General features: G+C 40.3%; 19 protein-coding genes. 7 read left to right on the forward strand and 12 right to left on the reverse strand.

The window, feature by feature from the left end:
* Position 1: 1 nt before the first annotated feature.
* The 3 genes from atpD to glmU all read left to right on the forward strand — a co-directional run bounded on the left by atpD (position 2) and on the right by glmU (position 3,436).
* A complete protein-coding gene (atpD, locus tag BTO23_RS20005; protein ID WP_060993478.1) occupies positions 2 to 1,405 on the forward strand; it encodes a F0F1 ATP synthase subunit beta in 1,404 nt (467 codons plus the stop codon).
* 18 nt (positions 1,406 to 1,423) lie between these two features.
* The gene (locus BTO23_RS20010) at positions 1,424 to 1,846 is read left to right on the forward strand and encodes a F0F1 ATP synthase subunit epsilon (protein ID WP_060993479.1); all 423 of its coding nucleotides are present in this window, start codon (positions 1,424 to 1,426) and stop codon (positions 1,844 to 1,846) included.
* A gap of 231 nt (positions 1,847 to 2,077) precedes the next feature.
* Positions 2,078 to 3,436 carry a bifunctional UDP-N-acetylglucosamine diphosphorylase/glucosamine-1-phosphate N-acetyltransferase GlmU gene (glmU, locus tag BTO23_RS20015; RefSeq protein WP_105064399.1) on the forward strand — a complete coding sequence of 453 codons (1,359 nt, stop codon included), beginning with the start codon at positions 2,078 to 2,080 and terminating at the stop codon, positions 3,434 to 3,436.
* A 150-nt stretch (positions 3,437 to 3,586) separates the two neighbouring features.
* Here glmU and cspE read toward each other — a convergent pair whose 3' ends face one another.
* The 5 genes from cspE to ilvG form a co-directional block, all read right to left on the reverse strand.
* Positions 3,587 to 3,796, reverse strand: a complete 210-nt coding sequence (gene cspE / locus BTO23_RS20020) for a transcription antiterminator/RNA stability regulator CspE (protein WP_060993481.1) — start codon at positions 3,794 to 3,796, stop codon at positions 3,587 to 3,589.
* 277 nt (positions 3,797 to 4,073) lie between these two features.
* Positions 4,074 to 5,606: a threonine ammonia-lyase, biosynthetic gene (gene ilvA, locus BTO23_RS20025; protein WP_061005066.1), complete on the reverse strand. Its 1,533-nt coding sequence runs from the start codon at positions 5,604 to 5,606 to the stop codon at positions 4,074 to 4,076.
* A gap of 4 nt (positions 5,607 to 5,610) precedes the next feature.
* Complete coding sequence (ilvD, locus tag BTO23_RS20030) at positions 5,611 to 7,467, reverse strand: dihydroxy-acid dehydratase (RefSeq protein ID WP_105064400.1); 1,857 nt, start codon at positions 7,465 to 7,467, stop codon at positions 5,611 to 5,613.
* A 26-nt stretch (positions 7,468 to 7,493) separates the two neighbouring features.
* On the reverse strand, positions 7,494 to 7,739 hold the full coding sequence (gene ilvM / locus BTO23_RS20035; protein ID WP_061030392.1) for an acetolactate synthase 2 small subunit: 246 nt from the start codon (positions 7,737 to 7,739) through the stop codon (positions 7,494 to 7,496).
* On the reverse strand, positions 7,739 to 9,385 hold the full coding sequence (gene ilvG, locus BTO23_RS20040; RefSeq protein WP_105064401.1) for an acetolactate synthase 2 catalytic subunit: 1,647 nt from the start codon (positions 9,383 to 9,385) through the stop codon (positions 7,739 to 7,741). Before ilvG ends, ilvM begins: the two co-directional genes overlap by 1 nt.
* A gap of 405 nt (positions 9,386 to 9,790) precedes the next feature.
* On the opposite strand from ilvG, the gene BTO23_RS20050 reads away from it, so the two are divergent.
* Positions 9,791 to 11,317, forward strand: a complete 1,527-nt coding sequence (locus BTO23_RS20050; RefSeq protein ID WP_061005071.1) for a YifB family Mg chelatase-like AAA ATPase — start codon at positions 9,791 to 9,793, stop codon at positions 11,315 to 11,317.
* 99 nt (positions 11,318 to 11,416) lie between these two features.
* A complete protein-coding gene (locus tag BTO23_RS20055; RefSeq protein WP_060993487.1) occupies positions 11,417 to 12,274 on the forward strand; it encodes an acyltransferase in 858 nt (285 codons plus the stop codon).
* 77 nt (positions 12,275 to 12,351) lie between these two features.
* On the opposite strand, the gene BTO23_RS20060 is transcribed toward BTO23_RS20055, so the two are convergent.
* The 5 genes from BTO23_RS20060 to BTO23_RS20080 form a co-directional block, all read right to left on the reverse strand.
* A complete protein-coding gene (locus BTO23_RS20060) occupies positions 12,352 to 12,951 on the reverse strand; it encodes a thiol:disulfide interchange protein DsbA/DsbL (protein WP_172794773.1) in 600 nt (199 codons plus the stop codon).
* 99 nt (positions 12,952 to 13,050) lie between these two features.
* On the reverse strand, positions 13,051 to 14,034 hold the full coding sequence (locus BTO23_RS20065; RefSeq protein WP_060993489.1) for a serine/threonine protein kinase: 984 nt from the start codon (positions 14,032 to 14,034) through the stop codon (positions 13,051 to 13,053).
* A gap of 57 nt (positions 14,035 to 14,091) precedes the next feature.
* Positions 14,092 to 15,510, reverse strand: a complete 1,419-nt coding sequence (gene ccoG, locus BTO23_RS20070) for a cytochrome c oxidase accessory protein CcoG (RefSeq protein ID WP_061005074.1) — start codon at positions 15,508 to 15,510, stop codon at positions 14,092 to 14,094.
* 264 nt (positions 15,511 to 15,774) lie between these two features.
* Complete coding sequence (locus BTO23_RS20075) at positions 15,775 to 16,038, reverse strand: YihD family protein (RefSeq protein WP_061005076.1); 264 nt, start codon at positions 16,036 to 16,038, stop codon at positions 15,775 to 15,777.
* 116 nt (positions 16,039 to 16,154) lie between these two features.
* Positions 16,155 to 16,322 (reverse strand): hypothetical protein, encoded by a 168-nt coding sequence (locus BTO23_RS20080; protein WP_105056613.1) that lies wholly within the window; start codon positions 16,320 to 16,322, stop codon positions 16,155 to 16,157.
* A gap of 240 nt (positions 16,323 to 16,562) precedes the next feature.
* On the opposite strand from BTO23_RS20080, the gene BTO23_RS20085 reads away from it, so the two are divergent.
* Positions 16,563 to 17,351, forward strand: coding sequence for a sporulation protein (locus BTO23_RS20085; protein ID WP_061013314.1), 789 nt, complete (start codon positions 16,563 to 16,565; stop codon positions 17,349 to 17,351).
* A 99-nt stretch (positions 17,352 to 17,450) separates the two neighbouring features.
* The gene (gene trhA, locus BTO23_RS20090) at positions 17,451 to 18,098 is read left to right on the forward strand and encodes a PAQR family membrane homeostasis protein TrhA (protein WP_060993493.1); all 648 of its coding nucleotides are present in this window, start codon (positions 17,451 to 17,453) and stop codon (positions 18,096 to 18,098) included.
* A gap of 86 nt (positions 18,099 to 18,184) precedes the next feature.
* Here trhA and BTO23_RS20095 read toward each other — a convergent pair whose 3' ends face one another.
* Complete coding sequence (locus BTO23_RS20095; RefSeq protein WP_060993494.1) at positions 18,185 to 19,630, reverse strand: TrkH family potassium uptake protein; 1,446 nt, start codon at positions 19,628 to 19,630, stop codon at positions 18,185 to 18,187.
* 2 nt (positions 19,631 to 19,632) lie between these two features.
* Positions 19,633 to 21,009: a Trk system potassium transporter TrkA gene (trkA, locus tag BTO23_RS20100; RefSeq protein WP_060993495.1), complete on the reverse strand. Its 1,377-nt coding sequence runs from the start codon at positions 21,007 to 21,009 to the stop codon at positions 19,633 to 19,635.
* Between the last annotated feature and the right edge of the window lie 19 nt (positions 21,010 to 21,028).

The following is a 21,028-nucleotide window of genomic DNA, read 5'->3' on the forward strand; positions in this document are numbered from 1 at the left end:
GATGACTACAGGTAAGATCGTACAGATCATCGGTGCGGTAGTCGATGTAGAGTTCCCACAAGGCAATGTACCTCGTGTATACGATGCTTTGAATGTTGTTGATGCACAAGAACGTCTTGTTCTTGAAGTGCAACAACAAATCGGTGGCGGCGTAGTGCGCTGTATCGTAATGGGTAGCTCAGATGGTTTACGTCGTGGCTTAACAGTAGAAAATACTGGCGCGCCAATTACTGTTCCAGTGGGTACTAAAACTTTAGGCCGTATCATGAACGTTCTTGGTGACGCGATTGATGAGTGTGGCGAGATTGGTGCTGAAGAGCATTATTCAATTCACCGCGAAGCGCCTAGCTATGAAGAGCAGTCTAACTCGACTGAACTTCTAGAAACGGGTGTTAAAGTAATCGACTTAATTTGTCCATTCGCTAAGGGTGGTAAAATCGGTCTATTCGGTGGTGCTGGTGTAGGTAAGACTGTCAACATGATGGAACTTATCAACAACATCGCACTACAACACTCTGGCCTATCTGTATTTGCAGGTGTAGGTGAGCGTACTCGTGAAGGTAATGATTTCTACTTTGAAATGCAGGAAGCTGGTGTTGTAAACATCGAGAATCCTGAAGAATCAAAAGTAGCGATGGTTTACGGTCAAATGAATGAGCCACCAGGTAACCGTTTACGTGTTGCTTTGACTGGTCTAACAATGGCAGAACGTTTCCGTGACGAAGGTCGTGACGTTTTACTATTCATTGATAACATCTATCGTTATACACTAGCGGGAACTGAAGTATCAGCTCTACTAGGTCGTATGCCATCAGCGGTAGGTTACCAACCTACACTAGCTGAAGAGATGGGTGTTCTTCAGGAACGTATCACTTCAACTCGTAGTGGTTCTATCACTTCAGTTCAAGCGGTATATGTACCTGCAGATGACTTAACGGATCCATCTCCAGCAACAACGTTTGCTCACTTAGATGCGACAGTTGTACTTAACCGTAATATCGCGTCTATGGGTTTATACCCAGCGATTGACCCGTTAGATTCTACATCTCGTCAACTTGACCCACTTGTTGTTGGTCAAGAGCACTATGATATCGCTCGTAATGTTCAATCAACATTACAGCGCTATAAAGAGCTAAAAGATATCATCGCTATCCTAGGTATGGACGAGCTGTCTGAAGAAGATAAGCAAGTTGTATCTCGTGCTCGTAAGATTGAGAAGTTCTTAACTCAACCTTACCACGTAGCTGAAGTATTCACGGGTGACCCAGGTATTTACGTACCACTTAAAGACACATTAGCTGGCTTTAAAGGTTTATTAGCTGGTGATTACGATGACGTTCCTGAGCAAGCCTTCATGTACTGCGGTAAAATTGAAGACGCGCTTGAGAATGCGAAGAAGCTATAAGGCTGATTAGGAGGCGATATGGCAGCAATGACCTTTCACCTGGACGTTGTAAGTGCTGAGAAGAAACTATTCTCAGGACTAGTTGAAACGATTCAGGTGACCGGTAGCGAAGGTGAACTTGGTATTTTCCATGGTCACGCACCGCTGCTGACCGCTATCACGCCTGGTATGGTGCGTATTGTTAAACAACATGGCCACGAAGAAATTATTTATATTTCTGGTGGTATTGTTGAGGTTCAACCTGGTTCGGCAACTGTTCTTGCAGATGCCGCTATCCGCGGTGAAGACCTAGACGCAGCTAAGGCAGAAGAAGCTAAACGCAAGGCTGAGGAGAATATCCGTAATCAGCATGGCGACATTAACTTCGCTCAAGCGGCCAGTGATTTGGCTAAAGCGATCGCACAGCTTCGAGTTATCGAACTGACAAAACGTTCGCGTTAATCAAGCACCATTAGAAAGAAGGCGACCTATATGGTCGCCTTTTCTTTATTGTTCGCTGTAATTCTTACTAATCTCTCACCCTATCGCGTATTTTTTAGCATATAATTTAACCCGCATATTAATCCCATTGGTTATTCATTAATAAAATGATGAAGTAAGTAATGGATTTAGTATTTTTGGTATTAACGAGCTAGGCAAATTAAGTCAGCATAAAAATAAAATGGGCTTCCTATGAACTTCAGTGCAGTAATTTTAGCAGCGGGTAAAGGCACTCGCATGTATTCAAATAAACCTAAAGTACTTCATACTTTAGCGGGCAAACCAATGGCTAAGCATGTAATTGATACATGTGAAGGTCTTGGTGCTAAAAACATTCATCTTGTTTATGGTCATGGTGGTGATCAAATGCAAGCAGAGTTAGGTCAAGAACGAGTAACTTGGGTTCTTCAAGCTGAGCAATTAGGCACAGGCCATGCGGTTAATCAGGCATCGCCAGAATTTGCTGATGATGAGAAAGTATTAATTCTTTATGGTGATGTTCCACTGATTAGCGCTGAAACAGTTGAAAACTTATTAGATGCTCAACCAACTGGTGGTATAGCTTTACTTACTGTTGTTTTAGATAACCCTATGGGGTATGGACGTATTATTCGTCGTAATGGTCCTGTTATCGCTATCGTAGAACAGAAAGACGCAACAGAAGAACAGAAGCTAATTAAAGAGATTAACACCGGTGTAATGGTTGCTACGGGCGGCGATTTAAAACGTTGGCTAGCAGCTCTTAAAAATGAAAACGCACAAGGTGAATATTACCTAACTGATATTATTGCTGCTGCTCATGATGAAGGTCGTGCTGTAGAAGCGGTACACCCTGTTAGCCCGATTGAAGTTGAAGGCGTGAATGATCGTGCTCAACTTGCTCGTTTAGAAAGAGCATTCCAATTAGCACAAGCACAAAAGTTATTAGAGCAAGGGGTTATGCTTCGCGATCCTAGTCGCTTTGATCTAAGAGGATCATTACAGTGCGGTATGGATATTGAGATCGATGTGAACGTGATCATCGAAGGTAATGTAACTCTGGGTGATAATGTTGTTATTGGTGCAGGCTGTGTACTGAAAGATTGTGAGATTGATGACAATACAATTGTTCGTCCATACAGTGTTATTGAAGGTGCAACAGTTGGTGAAGATTGTACCGTTGGCCCATTTACTCGTTTACGCCCAGGTGCTGAGCTTTGTAATGATGCTCACGTAGGTAACTTCGTTGAAGTGAAAAATGTACGTTTAGGTGAAGGCTCTAAAGCAAATCATTTAACATACCTTGGTGATGCTGAAATTGGTAAACGTGTAAATGTTGGTGCTGGTGTCATTACATGTAATTACGATGGTGCCAATAAATTTAAAACAATCATTGGTGATGATGTATTTGTTGGTTCTGATAGTCAACTGATCGCTCCGGTTACTATCGCTAATGGCGCGACAGTCGGTGCTGGTTCAACAGTAACTAAAGACGTTAGTGAAAATGAATTATACATTAGTCGTGCGAAAGAGCGTCGAATTGCTAACTGGCAGCGTCCTGTTAAAAAATAATTAATCTGTAGTGTATGGATAGTAAAAAAGAAGTCACTTAGGCTTCTTTTTTATGTCTATAATTTGTGCTTAATTGTTTTACTCAAATTGCAGATAAAAAAAATGCTGACCGAAGTCAGCATTTTTTAGAATTCAATTCGAAAATTCGAATTACTCACCAACAACGTTAGCTGCTTGTGGGCCTTTTTGACCTTGTTCAACTTCGAAAGAAACCTTTTGGCCTTCTTTCAGAGTTTTGAAGCCTTCAGATGCGATAGCACGGAAGTGAACGAATACGTCAGCGCCGCCGTTATCTTGAGTAATGAAGCCGAAACCTTTCTCTTCGTTAAACCACTTAACGATACCAGTTGTTTTAGACATAATATATATCCTAATTTTTTTAATTAAATAATTCGCATAATGCGAAGTTGTAGCCATAAAGAATTATTTATTTGAGGTAAAACATATGTATAAAAAGCTTCAAGCATAACTGGTAAAGCAGTATAACGAAGGTTTCAAAAGCATAATATTACAGATAAATAGGTCTGTTTACAGGCCGAGAAAAATAATAGCATTTTTTAACCGATTGTATAGCATAATTTCAAAAATGAATGAAAATAAGGCTAAAATTTACTTAGCCTTATTACGCCGTACGGTCTTAAGATAAAAAGAATCGATAAGCTAGATTATCTGTTTCATCTTTCCATTGGTAACCAAGCTCTTCAAGGTGTTTTGAAAAACTAACAAGATCGGAATCCGTTAATTCAAAACCACATAAAACACGACCGTAATCAGCGCCATGGTTACGATAATTAAAGAGACTAATATTCCAATGAGTGCCTAAGGTACTTAAGAATTTAACCAATGCTCCTGGGTATTCTGGGAACTCAAAGCTATATAATCTTTCTTTTAATGATTTAGATGGTTTTCCACCAATCATGTAGCGAATATGGAGTTTTGCCATTTCATTATCAGATAGGTCTACGACGGGATAGTCGCCTTGTTGTAAGTCATTAATTATATTATCTAGCTCTTGCTGCCCTTCTTGTAATCGAACACCTACAAAAATATTAGCTGATTTATCATCGTTATAACGATAGTTAAATTCAGTAACTGCTCGACCACCAATAAGGTTACAAAACTCGAAGAATGCACCTTGGCGTTCAGGAATCGTTACCGCTAACAACCCTTCTCTTTTTTCACCAAGTTCACATCGTTCAGAAACATAACGTAAGCCATGAAAATTAGTATTTGCGCCAGAAAGAACCGTCGCTAACTGCTTACCTTTCAGTTGATGTTTATCGGCGAATTTTTTGAGACCTGCGAGTGCTAATGCGCCTGATGGTTCAGCAATTGCACGAGTATCTTCAAAAATGTCTTTGACGGCAGCGCAGATTTCATCGCTAGAAACGGTAATATGTCCATCAATATATTTTTGGCATAAACGGAATGTTTCATCCCCAATGCGTTTTACGGCGACACCATCAGCAAACATACTTACTTGATCTAGAACGACGGGTTCTCCTGCATCTAACGCGGCTTTTAAACAAGCTGAGTCTTCCGGTTCTACAGCAATGACTTTAATTTCAGGCATTAATTGTTTAATAAGAACAGCAACACCAGCGGCTAAACCACCACCACCAACAGGAACAAAAATATAATCTAAATGCCCATTTTGTTGTAGCATTTCCATTCCTATTGTTCCTTGACCAGCTATCACAAGTGGATGATCAAATGGAGGAACAAATGTATAACCATGGAGTTCTGATAAGCGTTCTGCTTCTGCTTTGGCTTCATCAAAATTACTGCCATGAAGAACCACATTGCCGCCAAAGCCTTTTACCGCTTCTACTTTTATATCTGGAGTGGTGCGTGGCATAACTATTGTGGTTTGAATTCCAAGTTTAGTACCAGATAACGCCATTCCTTGAGCATGGTTTCCTGCAGATGCCGCGATAACGCCAGCTTTCTTTTGCTCTTCAGTTAGACTAGAAACCATATTGTAAGCGCCACGAAGCTTGAATGAGTGAACCGGTTGACGGTCTTCTCGCTTCAATTGAACTCGGTTTTGAATACGTTCTGACAAACGAGGCATATCTTGAAGTGGTGTCACTGTGGCCACTTCATAGATTGGTGCTCGTAAGATCTGACGCAGATATTCTGCGCCAGTTTGATTAGAAGGTGTAGGCATAAACTTATCCCTCTAACTTAGATTTATCACGTACTGCACCTTTGTCTGCACTAGTTGCCATCATTGCATAGGCTTTTAATGCAAAAGAGACTTCACGTTGACGATTGACGGGTTTCCAGCCTAATTGGTCTTGTTTCACTCGACGTTCAGCCAATTCCACGTCAGATACATCAAGAGTAATTGAGCGACTTGGAATATCAATCGTAATGATGTCGCCTGTATTTACTAAACCAATAGTACCGCCACTTGCTGCTTCTGGTGAGGCGTGACCAATTGATAGACCAGATGTGCCACCAGAGAATCGACCATCAGTAAGTAATGCACAAGCTTTGCCTAGTCCCATTGATTTAAGGTAAGTGGTTGGATACAGCATTTCTTGCATGCCTGGGCCACCTTTAGGACCTTCGTAGCGAATAACAACCACATCACCTGCCTTTACTTTTCCTCCTAAAATCCCTTCTACTGCGGTATCTTGGCTTTCAAATACAATGGCAGGACCTTGGAATTTAAGGTTATCTTCATCAACACCGGCAGTTTTAACAATACAGCCATCAACGGCGATGTTACCAGAAAGAACCGCTAGTCCACCTTCTTGGCTAAAGGCATTCTCTTTGGTTCGAATACAACCATTTTCGCGATCATCATCAAGACGATCCCAACGACAATCTTGTGAGAAGGCTTTGGTTGTTCGAATACCCGCAGGACCTGCACGGAAGAACTTAAGTACCGCTTCATCTTCAGTTTGCATTATGTCGTATTGAGCCAATTGCTCTTTCATCGTTAAACCAAGCACGGTATTAGTATCGCTATTAAGTAGATTTGCACGATCAAGCTCACCAAGGATAGCCATTACTCCACCTGCACGGTGAACATCTTCCATGTGATACTTTGGTGTTGATGGCGCTACTTTACATAAGTGAGGTACACGACGAGACATGGCATCTATATCATCCATATCAAAATCAATGTCACCCTCTTGGGCTGAAGCAATAAGGTGAAGTACCGTATTACTTGATCCACCCATTGCAATATCTAATGCCATTGCGTTTTCAAAGGCTGCTTTGTTTGCAATATTACGTGGTAGAGCTGAATCATCACCTTGTTCGTAATAACGTTTTGTTAGAGTAACGATGCGCTTACCTGCATTGATAAATAGCTCTTCACGATCGGCGTGTGTCGCCAACATTGAGCCATTACCCGGTTGAGATAAACCAAGTGCTTCAGTTAGGCAGTTCATTGAGTTAGCGGTAAACATACCAGAACATGAACCACATGTTGGACACGCAGAGCGTTCTACTTGCTCACTTTGTTCATCTGAAATAGTTGGATCGGCGCCTTGGATCATTGCGTCGACAAGATCCAGCTTGATTATTTGATCTGAAAGCTTAGTTTTACCTGCTTCCATTGGGCCACCAGACACAAAGATCACCGGAATGTTAAGGCGCATTGCTGCCATCATCATTCCAGGAGTGATTTTGTCACAGTTAGAAATACAAACCATAGCATCGGCACAGTGAGCATTGACCATGTATTCAACAGAGTCCGCGATCAGTTCACGTGACGGTAGTGAATAAAGCATGCCACCGTGACCCATTGCAATACCATCATCGACAGCGATGGTATTAAATTCTTTAGCTATGCCGCCTACTTTTTCAATTTCTCCAGCAACCAGTTGGCCCATGTCTTTTAGGTGAACGTGACCCGGAACAAATTGAGTAAAGGAGTTAACTACGGCAATGATTGGTTTGCCAAAATCTTCTTCTTTTACGCCTGTTGCGCGCCATAATGCGCGAGCTCCAGCCATATTACGACCATGAGTTGTGGTGGCTGAACGGTATCTGTTTTTAGGTGCTGTAGGCATTGTCATTAATCCTTTAAATTTTTATCTTATGCGCGATTTAATGTAGAGACATGAACCGCGGTAATATCCCAAAGTTTTTCAATTTGATTCGTAAGCAGGCTGATAGGACGGTCACTTTCTACGATAATCTCGATAGCAGCAACACCACTTGCTTGATTTTGAGTCGCCAGTACTTGCTTGATAGCAAAGCCGCGGTGACGGATAACTCGTAATACGCGTTCTAATAATACCGGTTTGTCTGTGGCTTCAATTTCTAAAATATAACGTTGCATTATTCACCCTCCACCATGTCTTGGTTTGCAGCCCCTGGCGGAACAAGTGGCCATACGTTTTCTTCTTCAGAGATAAGCACATGCAGCATATAAGCAGTTTTACTTTCTAATAGTTCTTTTAGTGCAGGTTCTACTTCTTCTTTGCGTGTGATGGTTTTCCCTGGAATATTGAATGCTGCTGCTAATGCGACAAAGTCAGGGTTATCATCAAGGATGGTTTCACTATGACGGCCATCAAAGAACAGTGATTGCCATTGGCGAACCATACCTAGACGCTGGTTGTTTAATAGCACCATTTTTACTGGAATTTGTTTACGCTTTAATGTGCCTAGTTCTTGAACATTCATCATAAATGAACCGTCACCAGTGATAAGAATGGATTCATCATCAGGGCGAGCGACTTTGGCTCCCATTGCTGCAGGTAAACCAAACCCCATGGTGCCAAGACCTGCTGAGGTTAAGTAGTTTTCAGGCGCGCGAGGTTGAATATGCTGAGCTGCCCACATTTGGTGCTGACCAACATCGGTAGCAACAATCGAGCTGTCTGGCATCATGTCCGATAGCTGCTTTAATAGTAATGGTGCGTAGATTAGGTCTCCGGGGTGATCGTAACGCCATTTAAATTCAGCACGCAGAGCTGAAACATGCTCTAACCATGGGGTAATGTCTTGAGATGCACTTAACTGAGGTAAAACAACATTAATGTCGCCACGTAATGTGGAATGAGCGTGACGAAGTTTATTGAATTCTGCAGCATCTATATCGATGTGAATCACTTTGGCATGAGGGGCAAAACCTTCAAGTTTGCCTGTTACTCGGTCATCAAAGCGAGCACCAACAACGATTAATAAATCAGAATCCTGCACAATAAGGTTTGCCGCTTTGGTGCCGTGCATTCCAACCATTCCGAGATAATGAGGATCATGGCGAGCTATTGACCCTAATCCTTTTAGCGTACTTACTGAAGGCATTGGGTTGTTGTTTAAAAATTCACGAACGGCATCGGTAGCATGAGCCAATTGAACGCCACCACCAACATATAAAACAGGCTTTTTACTTGATTTTAAAATGACTTGTGCGGCTTCAATATTTTCAGGAGATACGACAGGAATACTTGGTGCTTCAAAATGAGGAAGAGTTGTTACAGGAGCTTCTGCAACTTGTACGTCTTTAGCTATATCTATTAATACGGGGCCTGGTCGGCCAGATTTAGCTACTTCAAAGGCTTCAGCAATGACTGGTGCCAGTTCATTAATGTCAGTAACAAGGTAACTGTGTTTGGTACAAGAGAGAGACATACCAATGACATCCATTTCTTGGAAGGCATCAGTACCAATTAAATGACTAGCAACTTGTCCTGTGATGGCAACAAGGGGAATAGAGTCAAGCATTGCATCAGCAAGACCTGTTATTAGGTTAGTTGCTCCAGGGCCTGACGTTGCAAGGCAAACCGCAACATCTTTACTGGCTCGTGCCATACCAATGGCAGCCATTGCCGCACCTTGCTCATGTCGACATAAAATGTGTTCTACACCGCCGTCATACAAGGCGTCATAGATAGGCATAATTGCCCCGCCTGGATAACCAAAAACGGTGGTGATCCCTTCATCTCTCAAAGCTTTAACTACTAACTGTGAGCCATTCATACACTGTCGCTCCCTGCGTGAGTGATTCTTTCTCTATTCTTGCACATCATGTGCTCCCATTTCTTCCTGAATCTATAAAAAAACCCCCTTGCTTGTTAGCTTGGGGGTTTTAAGTGTGCGTTGCTGTTGCTACTTTTTGCTCACTTATCCCCGCGCGGTGACCAGAATCACCACGAGAATGTTAATAATTAGAATATTAAGTTGAGCAAACAAGGTCATTTAATCTATCCGTAAACGTGTTTTTTTTGATAATTCGTTACATTAACTTAGTGGTAACACAGACATGGCTCTCATGACAAGAAAAAACTCTCATTTTATTCACAATTCTCGTTCATTTAGCGCTTATATATAACAAATCAATAAAATTCTTCGAAATAGTCGCTTTATAAATAATTGGGTAGGGAAATGGGATTAGCAATAATACACAGTCGAGCATGCGTAGGTGTAGAGGCGCCAGAGGTCACTGTTGAGGTTCATATTAGTAATGGAATGCCAGGGTTCAGTTTAGTTGGGTTACCAGAAACGACCGTAAAAGAAGCAAAAGACAGGGTAAGAAGTGCAATCATTAATGCGAACTTCGAGTTTCCATCAAAACGAATTACAGTTAACTTAGCTCCTGCAGATTTACCCAAAGAAGGAGGGCGATTTGATCTCCCTATTGCGCTTGGTATTCTTGCCGCTTCAGATCAGATCCCTGAGACAAAACTGCGAGGACATGAATTTGTGGGAGAGCTTGCTCTTTCTGGGGAGTTACGTCGAGTAAAAGGCGTGTTACCTGCGGCGTTAGCGTCATTAAAATCCAATCGTTGTTTAATTGTACCTGACGATAATGGTGATCAAGCTGCGCTAGTTGGCAAGGATATTCATAAATCAGCACCTCACCTATTATCTGTGTGTGGGTTTTTATGTGGTCAACAACAGCTTGGGTTATTAACCTCTTCTCCTATAGATGAGCCTATACAATATCTTGATCGTGATCTTCAAGATATTATCGGACAGCAACAGGGAAAAAGAGCATTAGAGATAGCTGCTGCGGGGGGACATAATCTTTTATACCTTGGCCCTCCTGGTACAGGGAAAACAATGTTGGCTTCTCGCATGAGTGATTTACTTCCAGAAATGACTAACGATGAAGCGTTAGAAACCGCCGCAGTTGCTTCATTAACTCATCAACATATTAATGAATCTAATTGGCGTGCTCGTCCGTTTCGTTCTCCACATCATTCTAGCTCTATGGCCGCTTTGGTTGGTGGCGGATCGATTCCTAGACCGGGAGAAATTTCACTAGCTCATAATGGTATTTTATTTTTGGACGAAATGCCTGAGTTTGAAAGAAAGGTACTTGATTCACTGCGTGAGCCATTAGAGTCTGGGGAGATTGTCATTTCTCGTGCAGCAAGTAAGACTCGATTCCCTGCTCGTTTTCAATTGGTTGGTGCATTAAATCCTAGCCCTACAGGGTATTATGAAGGGAATCAAACTCGTACTAATCCTCAATTAATACTCCGTTACCTTAACCGAATTTCAGGCCCTTTGCTTGACCGTTTTGATATGTCATTAGAGATACCTCTCTTACCTAAAGGAACACTAACAGAAGGAGGAGATAGAGGAGAGTCGACACAAAAAGTAAAGGCGAGAGTTCTTGTTGCTCGTGCCCGAATGCTTGAACGCAGTAATAAGGTGAATGCTTTACTAGGCAGCAGAGAGGTCGAGAAATATTGCCCATTAATAAAGGAAGATGCGGCATTTTTAGAAAATACACTTCATCAACTTGGTCTTTCTATTCGTGCTTATCATCGAATAATTAAAGTGTCGAGAACCATTGCAGATCTAGCAGGAGAAGAACAAATTCAACGGATTCACCTTGCTGAAGCTGTTGGATATAGAGCGATGGACCGTTTGTTAAAGCAACTTACTGCTCAGGCTGTGTAGTACTTTTTTATTTAGATGGGCGTAAAGATGATTACAAAAACAAAGTGAGGCTTGTTATGATATGAGCAATTTTCACCCTGTTAATAAATGAAGAGCCTTATGTTTGCTAATATTCGACTGGTTATCAGTGTTTTGCTTGTAATGCTTAATACAGCGTTAACCTCTTTGATTATCAGTTTTTTTGCTGTTATCAAACTCATACTTCCTTTTTATTTTATAAAAAAAATCACAGTATCAATGGCAAATAAAACCTTGTGGGGTTGGGCTACATTGAATCTTTGGATGTTGAATGTGAATAACACCATCGAATGGGTTGTTGATGGTGGTGATGAGCTTTCTCAAGATAAATGGTATTTACTTCTTTCTAATCATGTAAGCTGGGCTGATATCGTTATATTGTCATCAGTGATGAAAGATAAAATACCAATGACCAAATTCTTTTTAAAGTATGAATTGCTTTACGTCCCGTTTGTAGGTCTAGCGTGCTGGGGCGCAGATATGCCTTTCATGCGTCGTGATCCTGAACGCCGTGAAGATGACTTTAAAGCGATCCAAAAATCATGTAACAACTTCCGTTCTGTACCTACAACCGTTGTTAATTTTGTTGAAGGAACACGAGCAACGCCAGAAAAGCTAAAAGAAGCACGCACACCTTATCAGCATTTATTTAAACCAAAGATAGGTGGAATTGCCTTTACCCTTTCTGCTATGGGCGAGTTATTTGATGGCATTGTGGACGTTACTTTAGCTTATCCTGATAATCAGGATTCCCCTTTTACTGATATGCTGCAAGGTAAACTGACTAAAGTGGTTGTTCGTATTAATTTGCACGAAAATGATGAGAAAGTGAATGGTGATTATTTTGGTGACAAAGTGTTTAAACGCAGTTTCCATAAGTGGATAAATGATTTATGGAAAGAGAAAGATGAGTACCTGCAAGGTATTTTAAAGAAATGAACTTAGATATATAAAAAAGGGAGCGAATTATCGCTCCCTTTTTAGTCTCTATTACTTTTTAGGATAATACCGTTTAACTACTTCTTAAGTAGCCAGTTAACTAATTCGTAGTACTCTTCTGCACTTTGAATTTTACCTGTTTCAACAAGGTATTTATTATTAACGATAAGAGCGGGAACACCCGTTAGGCCACTATCTTGGAAAGCTTTATCAAAACGATTAACCATAGAGTTAATTGCAAAGCTATTGTAAGTGCCATCAAACTCATCAGCGTTTATACCTTCATCTAGGAAGATCTGACGAATTTCTTGTTCATTACGTGGTGGCTTGTTCATTGTATGAATACGATTGAAAAAAACAGGAATCATTTTATCTTCAACACCCAGAGAAACCATCGTTGCGTAAGCTTTACTCATCGATAGACCCATCTTTCCACCCATGAACGAAACGTGCGTTTTTTTGAAGGTAGCATTATCTGGTAATGTTTTTTTCAACCCCTGAATCAGTGGTTCAAAGCTATTACAGTGTGGGCAGTAGAAAGAGAAGAACTCGTTTACCGTTGGTGTTTTCGATTCAGGAAGGTTTAAAACTTTATAGTAATCACCTTCTGTAAAGTTTGCCGCATTTACTGAAAAACTTAGCGCTAAAGCACCAAACAGTGCCATCATTTTCTTCATCATGTGTAACTTTCTCCAATCCATTTGTGTTTGTTTTATTATTTTAGCTTGTTATGTTTATGAATGTATTTTCCCACATAACTGCTTATTTGAACTGTATCACCACTGTGGCATTAGCTCCAAAGGTGCGTCATTTAATGCCGCTATTTGTTCTTTAAAGCCTAGAACTTGGCTCTCCCAGTATTTTGCGTCGGCAAACCATGGGAATGCAATAGGAAAAGCCGGATCTTGCCAGCGTTTTGCTAGCCATGCCATGTAGTGTACCATTCGTAGACCACGTAAAGGCTCAATTAGTTTCAGTTGGCTGTGGTCAAAATCGCAATATTCAGAATAAGCTTCAACCAGAATATCTAATTGAACTAATTTATCTTGTCGTTCGCCATTTAAAAGCATCCAAATATCTTGGGCTGCAGGACCGTTCCTTGCGTCATCTAAATCAACAAATAACGGACCATCTCGCCATAAAATATTACTAGGGTGGCAGTCGCCATGTAAGCGGATTGCTTTACTTGGCTGCCAATGTTCTTCAATTCGACCAATTAACATATCAAGATCAGAGAAAAAGCTATTTTCTAAATGTGACGGAATAAAAGAACTGTTCTCTAATAACTTACGAGGTTGGTATAGATATTCATCTAATCCAAGTGTTGGGCGGTGAGTAAATAATTCGGATTCACCAACTTTATGTATTCGGCCTAAGAATCTACCAACCCATTCAAGTTGATCAAAGTTATCCACTTCAAATGTACGCCCACCTAAACTATTAAATAGTGCAAACCAATAACCGTTGGCAAAGTGCAGTGTTTTGCCATTAATCTCTACAGGTGCAGCAATGGGGATATCTTGTTGAACAAGTTGTTTAGCAAAAAGATGCTCTTCTAATATTTGAGCTTCAGACCAACGCTGAGGTCGATAGAATTTAACGACATAACGACGTCTTTCTTCATCAGTGAATTGATAAACTCGATTCTCGTAGCTGTTTAAAGCTAAAAAACCTGATTCCGCTCGAATACCGATATCTGCGAGCGCGTTCCATAATATATCAGGAGTAAGGGTACTGAAATTGAAGGCATGTTCAGACATAGTTATTCTCAAATAAAAAGGGCTCATTATGAGCCCTTTGAGTCAATAATAGAGTAATTATAGCGGTTTAAAGAAACGGCTTTCTGCTTTTATCACTTGTTGTTCATCATTTTTAATTTCAAAAATAATAGTGGTAATCGGTGCTGTTAAATTATCAGCACTAATACCTAAGCTAATAGGTAAACTAAACACTTCTCCGGGGTCGACATTAACACTGTCAGAACCATACCAAGTCACCCCCTCTAAACCAATAACAGACAAGTGGTAATCTTGTTTTTGTTGCGTCTTATTGATAATTTTTAATGTGTAGGTATTTTCAACTAATCCTGCATTGTTAATTCGAGATAATTGATTTCTATCTCGTAAGACGTCAAGCCCCATTGGATCTACCGTTGCAATTTGAGCAAAGAATAAACCCATCATTAAAACCATTATTAACCCATAACCAATCAGTTTTGGACGCATAATATGAGTTTTATGACCTGCGAGTTTATGTTCGGTTGTATAACTAATAAGGTCTTTTTCGTAACCCATTTTATCCATGGTTTCGTTACACGCATCAATACAAGCCCCACAGTTAATACATTCATATTGTAAGCCATCTCGGATATCAATACCTGTAGGACAAACTTGAACACATAAATTACAGTCAATGCAATCACCTAATCCTAGTTCTTTATGATCTTTCTTACGAGATCTTGGGCCTCGATTTTCGCCTCGTTTAGGGTCATAGCCAACAATATAAGTATCTCTATCGAACATTGCAGATTGGAAGCGAGCATAAGGGCACATATGTAAACAAACAATAGAACGCATCCATCCAGCATTACCATAAGTACAAGCAGCAAAAAAGAGTATCCAGAACGCAGGTAAAAAATCACTATTAAAAGTAAAGAAATCGACCACTAATTCTTTTACTGGAACGAAATAGCCAACAAAAGTTAATCCTGTGGCGATAGCTATTGTTATCCATGCTATGTGTTTAATGGTTTTTCTGACCAATAAATTAGAGGTCATAGGTATTTGATCTTGCTTACGTCTCTTATTGGCTGGACCTTCTAACTTTTCCTCAAACCAAATATACATAAAGGTCCAAACGGTTTGAGGGCACAGATAACCACACCATACACGGCCTAAAAAGGTGGTAATAAAAAAGAGACCGAAAGCTGCGATAACAAATAATAGAGCAAGTAATGTGAGGTCTTGAGGAAATAACGTTGTGCCGAAAAAGTTAAATTGTTGACTGCTAATATCTAACAAAATGGCTTGGCGATCACCGAATGAAATCCAAGGGGTTAGAACAAAGAGAGCAAGCAAAAACCAGCCACCGTAGCGACGTAATTTTTGGAATGAACCTTTACTTTGACGCACATAAATACCGGAATTAGGGTTAAAGCGGTCACTGCTAGATTTATGTGTTTTGGGGTTAAATTGTTTTGGAGTCACATCTTTGATGTCGATCTTATCCTGACTCATTATTCTTCCTATTATTTTTATGGGTATCTCAACGTAGTTTATTGAGCATAACTACTTATTTGTTTGTTTGAGATATTAAGACATTGCGGCTGAATTATAGCCTGATGAATAGGTAGAGTTCGTAAGAAGGTTCAAATTTAGTTAAAAAAGTGTGTTTTATTTGAGGGAGAAACGATCATTTTTATTGAGATACCCAAGTAAGAGTTATTGAAACTGTTTCAGAAATTACTTGGGTATAGAGTAGAGGTTAGCGTTGATGGTTATTTATAGCAGCCCGCGAGCTCTTAAAATAGCGGTTTTAAAATCATCTTCTTGGTCTTTTGCAAGGCCAGGGATCATTTCTGTTTTTTCGCTGTTACGCATTTTTAGATGGTAAATAAGAACGTCATCGGTCAGGTCTTCTAGCTTTCCTTCGTACTTCGTTTCTTCTACTAGTTTCACAATGAACTGCATAAGATTAAGTTCAGGTTCTTTTTTCCATTCTGGGTGGATTAATTCGATTAATTCATTAACGCGGTGACATTTCATTGAGCATTCTCCCTATAATTATTAGGGTTAGTATATCTAAGTTATAAAGGATGTTAAGTGCGATATTGCGGTTGTTTTAAGAAAAAAAAGCGCAACCAGTAGGTCACGCTTTTTGCTTATGCCGCGAATGAAACTTCTTTTAGCGTTTCTGGTTTTTCTGAAACTACTAAAGTCATTTCAGGGACGTTCTTTTTCGTTACCGCAACTTTTACAAAGTGGCTGCGACGACGATCCACGCTGTGCGTTGAAGCAGAGCGTGAGAACCTGACAGTCATAGGACGCATTGTTGATCTCTATAGCCAGGCACTTCCTTGGCCAAATTAATGACCTAACTATTTATGAGTTACATCAAGATGGAACTCTCTTCTAGCTTTCGCAATCCAAATAAATAGTCAGGATTATGTGTTTAAAAAACACTCATTAAGGGTATCATAAACTGTTAATTAGTCGAGGTGCATCTCAACGTAATTTTACGATCTAGGTAATAATAACAGCATAAAACATGGATGAGTTAGGAGATAAAAATGTCTTTTTTTAAGAAAACGTTGGCGTCATTAGGCATTGGTTCTGCGAATGTAGACACGGTTATTCATCATGAAGTATTAATCCCAGGGCAAAAAGTACTGGTGACGGTTGAAGTAACTGGCGGAGCAACGGCTCAACAAATTGATAATATTGATTTGAAACTATGTTGCCAATATAAAAAAGAAGTTAAGCGTAATCGTGATAATGGTTCTCAAACACAAATTATAAAACAAACTCATGTGTTAGCTGATTGGAGTTTACCTTATGCGTTTATGATAGAGCCAAAACAAGAACGAAAATTTGAGATTGAATTAGACTTACCACTCAACACACCGGTGACAATTGGTGAAGCCAAAGTGTGGGTACAAACAGGGCTAGATATCTCTTTAGGATTGGATCCTACAGATAAAGACCCTATTACCGTTCGTCCTGAACCGTTGTTTGATGGCGTTTTAACTGCGTTGGAAACAGAAGGATTGCGAATTCGGCAAGTTGAGTGTGAATATGTAAAGGGATTTGATTTCCCTTTCGTACAAGAATTTGAATTTGTTCCTTTTGATGGACCATACCATGGCCGTTGGCGTGAGCTTGAATTAATCGCACATAGAAATAATGACGAATTAGAGTTGTGGTTTGAGGTTGATAGAAGACACCAAGGAGGAGTATTGAGCCTATTATCTTCAGTGTTAAGTAATGGAGATTTAAAGCGTAAATTAGTGCTCTCAACAAAACTATCGCCAGAAGATGCTGGTCAACAAGTTATTGATTTCTTAAATCAAACAACATAATTCATTATTTTGGTGAAAAATTGCCACATTTAAGCTTACAACTGTACGCTTAAATGTGGCATACTTATCTTATCGAGTAATCACTCTATGGGATAATTAATGTCTACTCCTACCCCTTATTCAAAAAAAGAAGAATTAGCCAATAGCCTAACTCATGGTTTAGGACTTATTTTTGGTGTTGTTGCATTAATATTATTGCTTGTTAAGGCATATGCTGTCGATGCAGATTGGCTCACAATGGCAAGTATGTCTGTTTATGGTATTAGTATTATTTTACTGTTTTTGGCTTCAACGCTATACCATTCTATTGCAGCACCTAAAGCAAAGCGTTTATTAAAAACCCTTGATCACTGTGCCATATTTTTGCTTATCGCAGGTAGTTACACTCCCTATCTATTAGTGAGTTTACGTACCCCTCTAGCCTATTGGTTAATGGCTGTTATTTGGGCGATTGCTTTGATTGGAATTATAGGCAAGATTGTTTTTGTGTATCGGTTTAAAAAACTGTCGCTAATAACTTATCTTGTTATGGGGTGGTTATCCGTTATTGCGGTTTATCAGTTAGTCATTCATATAGATATTAATGGCGTTATTTTATTAGGCCTTGGTGGTGTGATTTATTCTTTAGGGGTTATTTTTTATGTCGCGAAGAAGATCCCATACAATCATGCAATTTGGCATCTATTTGTATTAGGTGGTTGTATTACTCAATTTCTATCGATTTACTATTATGTGAAGCCGGTTTAAGTTCCCTTTCTTACTATAAAAAATGGCGCTAGAGATACTTTTATAAAGAAGCTCTAGCGCCATTTTTGTATCAAATTAAGGCTTAGTTATCCTTTCCAGAATGCAGGGAAAAATAAGACTAATACCGTTAGAATCTCTAGTCGTCCCATTAACATACCAATACTTAATATCCATTTTGCGGCATCAGGCAATGTGGCAAAGTTCCCTGTTGGACCAACAATGTGCCCCATACCTGGGCCAACGTTAGCTACTGCCGTCACTGCACTCGTTATGCTTGTTACTGGGTCAAGACCTAAGCTGCCTAATAGCGCCGAGATAACGATGATGGTTAAAATGAAGGTAAATACTAAAGCAACTACCGAGCGGGCAATATCGTCAGTTACTGGGCGTCCATTATAACGTTGAACAAATATCCCCGATGGGTGAATAAGTTTCATCATCTGTTTATTAAGCATGGTTGAGGCAATTTGAAAGCGGAAAACTTTAATTCCGCCCGCTGTTGAGCCAGAACATGCCCCCGTCAACATTACGAAGGCAAAAATGATGGCAGGAAACGCTCCCCATGCCGTGAAGTCATCTAAACCAAAGCCCGTCGTAGTTACCACCGAAATGATGTTAAATACAGACACTCGCAATGCGTCCATGATTTCATAATCATTATGGATGACTAACCAAGCTGCAATTAATAAGCTAGTTATTAAGATTAGTTTAAGGTAACCAACCACTTGAGCATCTTTAAATAGAACCTTGGGATCGCGTTTTTTAAGAACTTGAATAAACAGTAAGAAAGGCAAACCGCCAGCAAACATAAAGAAAGAAGCGACCCAATGAGTGCTGTTGGAAAATCGATTCATTGAGCTATCTGATGTTGAATAACCACCTGTCGATAGTGTAGTGAAGGCATGGTTTATTGCTTCAAATGGTGTCATTCCTGTGACTAAATAACTTAAAAAACATAACAAGGTTAAGCTGAGATAGACGTTAACTATGTATTTAGCGACGTATTTAGTTCTTGGAGCACTTTTGTCTGACCAATCGGAAGATTCAGTTTGGAACAGCCGCATACCACCGACATTAAGCATAGGAAGAATAGCCACAGCCATTACAATAAAACCAACACCACCAAGCCACTGTAATGTTGAACGCCATAATAAAATGCTCGGTGCCATATCATCTAAGCCACTGAGAACCGTTGAACCCGTTGTGGTTATCCCTGACATGGTTTCAAAGTAAGCGTCGGTAAAACTGATGTGATTAATGAATACAAAAGGAAGTGCAGCAAAGGCACTAGCGATTGTCCATACGAGTGTTGTGATAAGGAACATATCCCGCACGTTCATCTTAAACTGTTTACTGCGGCCCAAAGTTAAACAAGCAAATGCCACTATGTGTGTAATAGCAACCGCTTGTGCAAATTCGATAAAACCACCAGTACCAGTAAATAAGGCAACAAGGGTTGGGATATACATGAATAGGGCTAGCTTAGATAGCACAAGCCCTATAACAAATAAGATCGGTTTGTAGTTAACCATAATTACAAGAAGAACGGACTCGGTTGGAATAAACGCTCAACATCCTGAACGTATTTTTTATCCACTAGGAACATAACAACGTGATCATCCTGTTCGATCACAGTCTTATCGTGTGCGATGAGAACTTCTTCGCCACGAACAATTGCACCAATAGTAGTACCTGGTGGAAGTTTGATGTGTTGTACTTCTTTACCAACAACTTTAGAGGTAGTTTCATCACCGTGGGCAATGGCTTCAATCGCTTCTGCTGCACCACGACGAAGAGAAGATACATTTACGATATCAGCACGACGAACATGAGTTAATAGCGCAGAGATTGTCGCTTGTTGCGGAGAAATGGCAACATCAATCACGCCACCTTGAACTAAATCGACATAAGCGCCACGTTGGATCAGCACCATCACTTTTTTAGCACCCATGCGTTTAGCGAGCATGGCTGACATGATATTGGCTTCATCTTCGTTGGTTACAGCAATGAAGACATCAACTTGGTCGATATGCTCTTCACTAAGTAACTCTTGATCGGCAGCATCGCCACAGAAGACGATACTTTCTTCAAGCAATTCTGATAGTTGTTCTGCGCGTTTCATATTACGTTCAATAAGTTTAACGCTGTAATTTTGTTCTAAACGTCTCGCAAGACCTGCTCCGATATTACCGCCACCAACAATCATAATTCGTTTGTATGGACGCTCTAAACGTTGTAATTCACTCATGACAGAACGAATGTGATTACTTGCCGCAACGAAGAACACTTCGTCATCGGCTTCGATAACCGTTGTTCCTTGAGGGCGAATAGGGCGACCTTGACGGAAAATAGCTGCAACACGAGTATCAATGTGAGGCATGTGGTCACGAAGTGCAGAAAGTGCATTACCGACAAGTGGACCACCATAGTAGGCTTTTACCGCAACAAGACTGACTTTTTTCTCTGCAAAACTCGCAACTTGAAGTGCGCCAGGATATTCAATAAGGCGTTCAATATAGCCAGTCACTAACTCTTCAGGAGCAATTAAGTGATCAACCGGAATTGCATCCGATTGAAATAATCGCTCTTTTTCTTTTAGGTATTCAGGCGAACGAATACGAGCAATACGGTTAGGTGTATTGAAAATGGTAAATGCGATCTGACAAGCAATCATATTGGTTTCATCAGAATTGGTTACAGCAACCAACATATCTGCATCTTGTGCACCCGCTTCTCTTAATGTGTCAGGATGACTTGCAAATCCTTGAACCACACGTAAGTCGTATTTATCTTGTAACTCACGCAGTCGTTCAGAACTCTTATCAACAACCGTAATGTCGTTGTTTTCGCCAACCAAGTTTTCAGCTAATGTGCCGCCAACCTGCCCCGCACCTAAGATTATGATTTTCATGCCGCTTGCTCGCTCGTAT

It is taken from the genome of Aliivibrio sifiae, assembly GCF_002954715.1.
GTDB classification, from domain to species: Bacteria; Pseudomonadota; Gammaproteobacteria; order Enterobacterales; family Vibrionaceae; genus Aliivibrio; species Aliivibrio sifiae.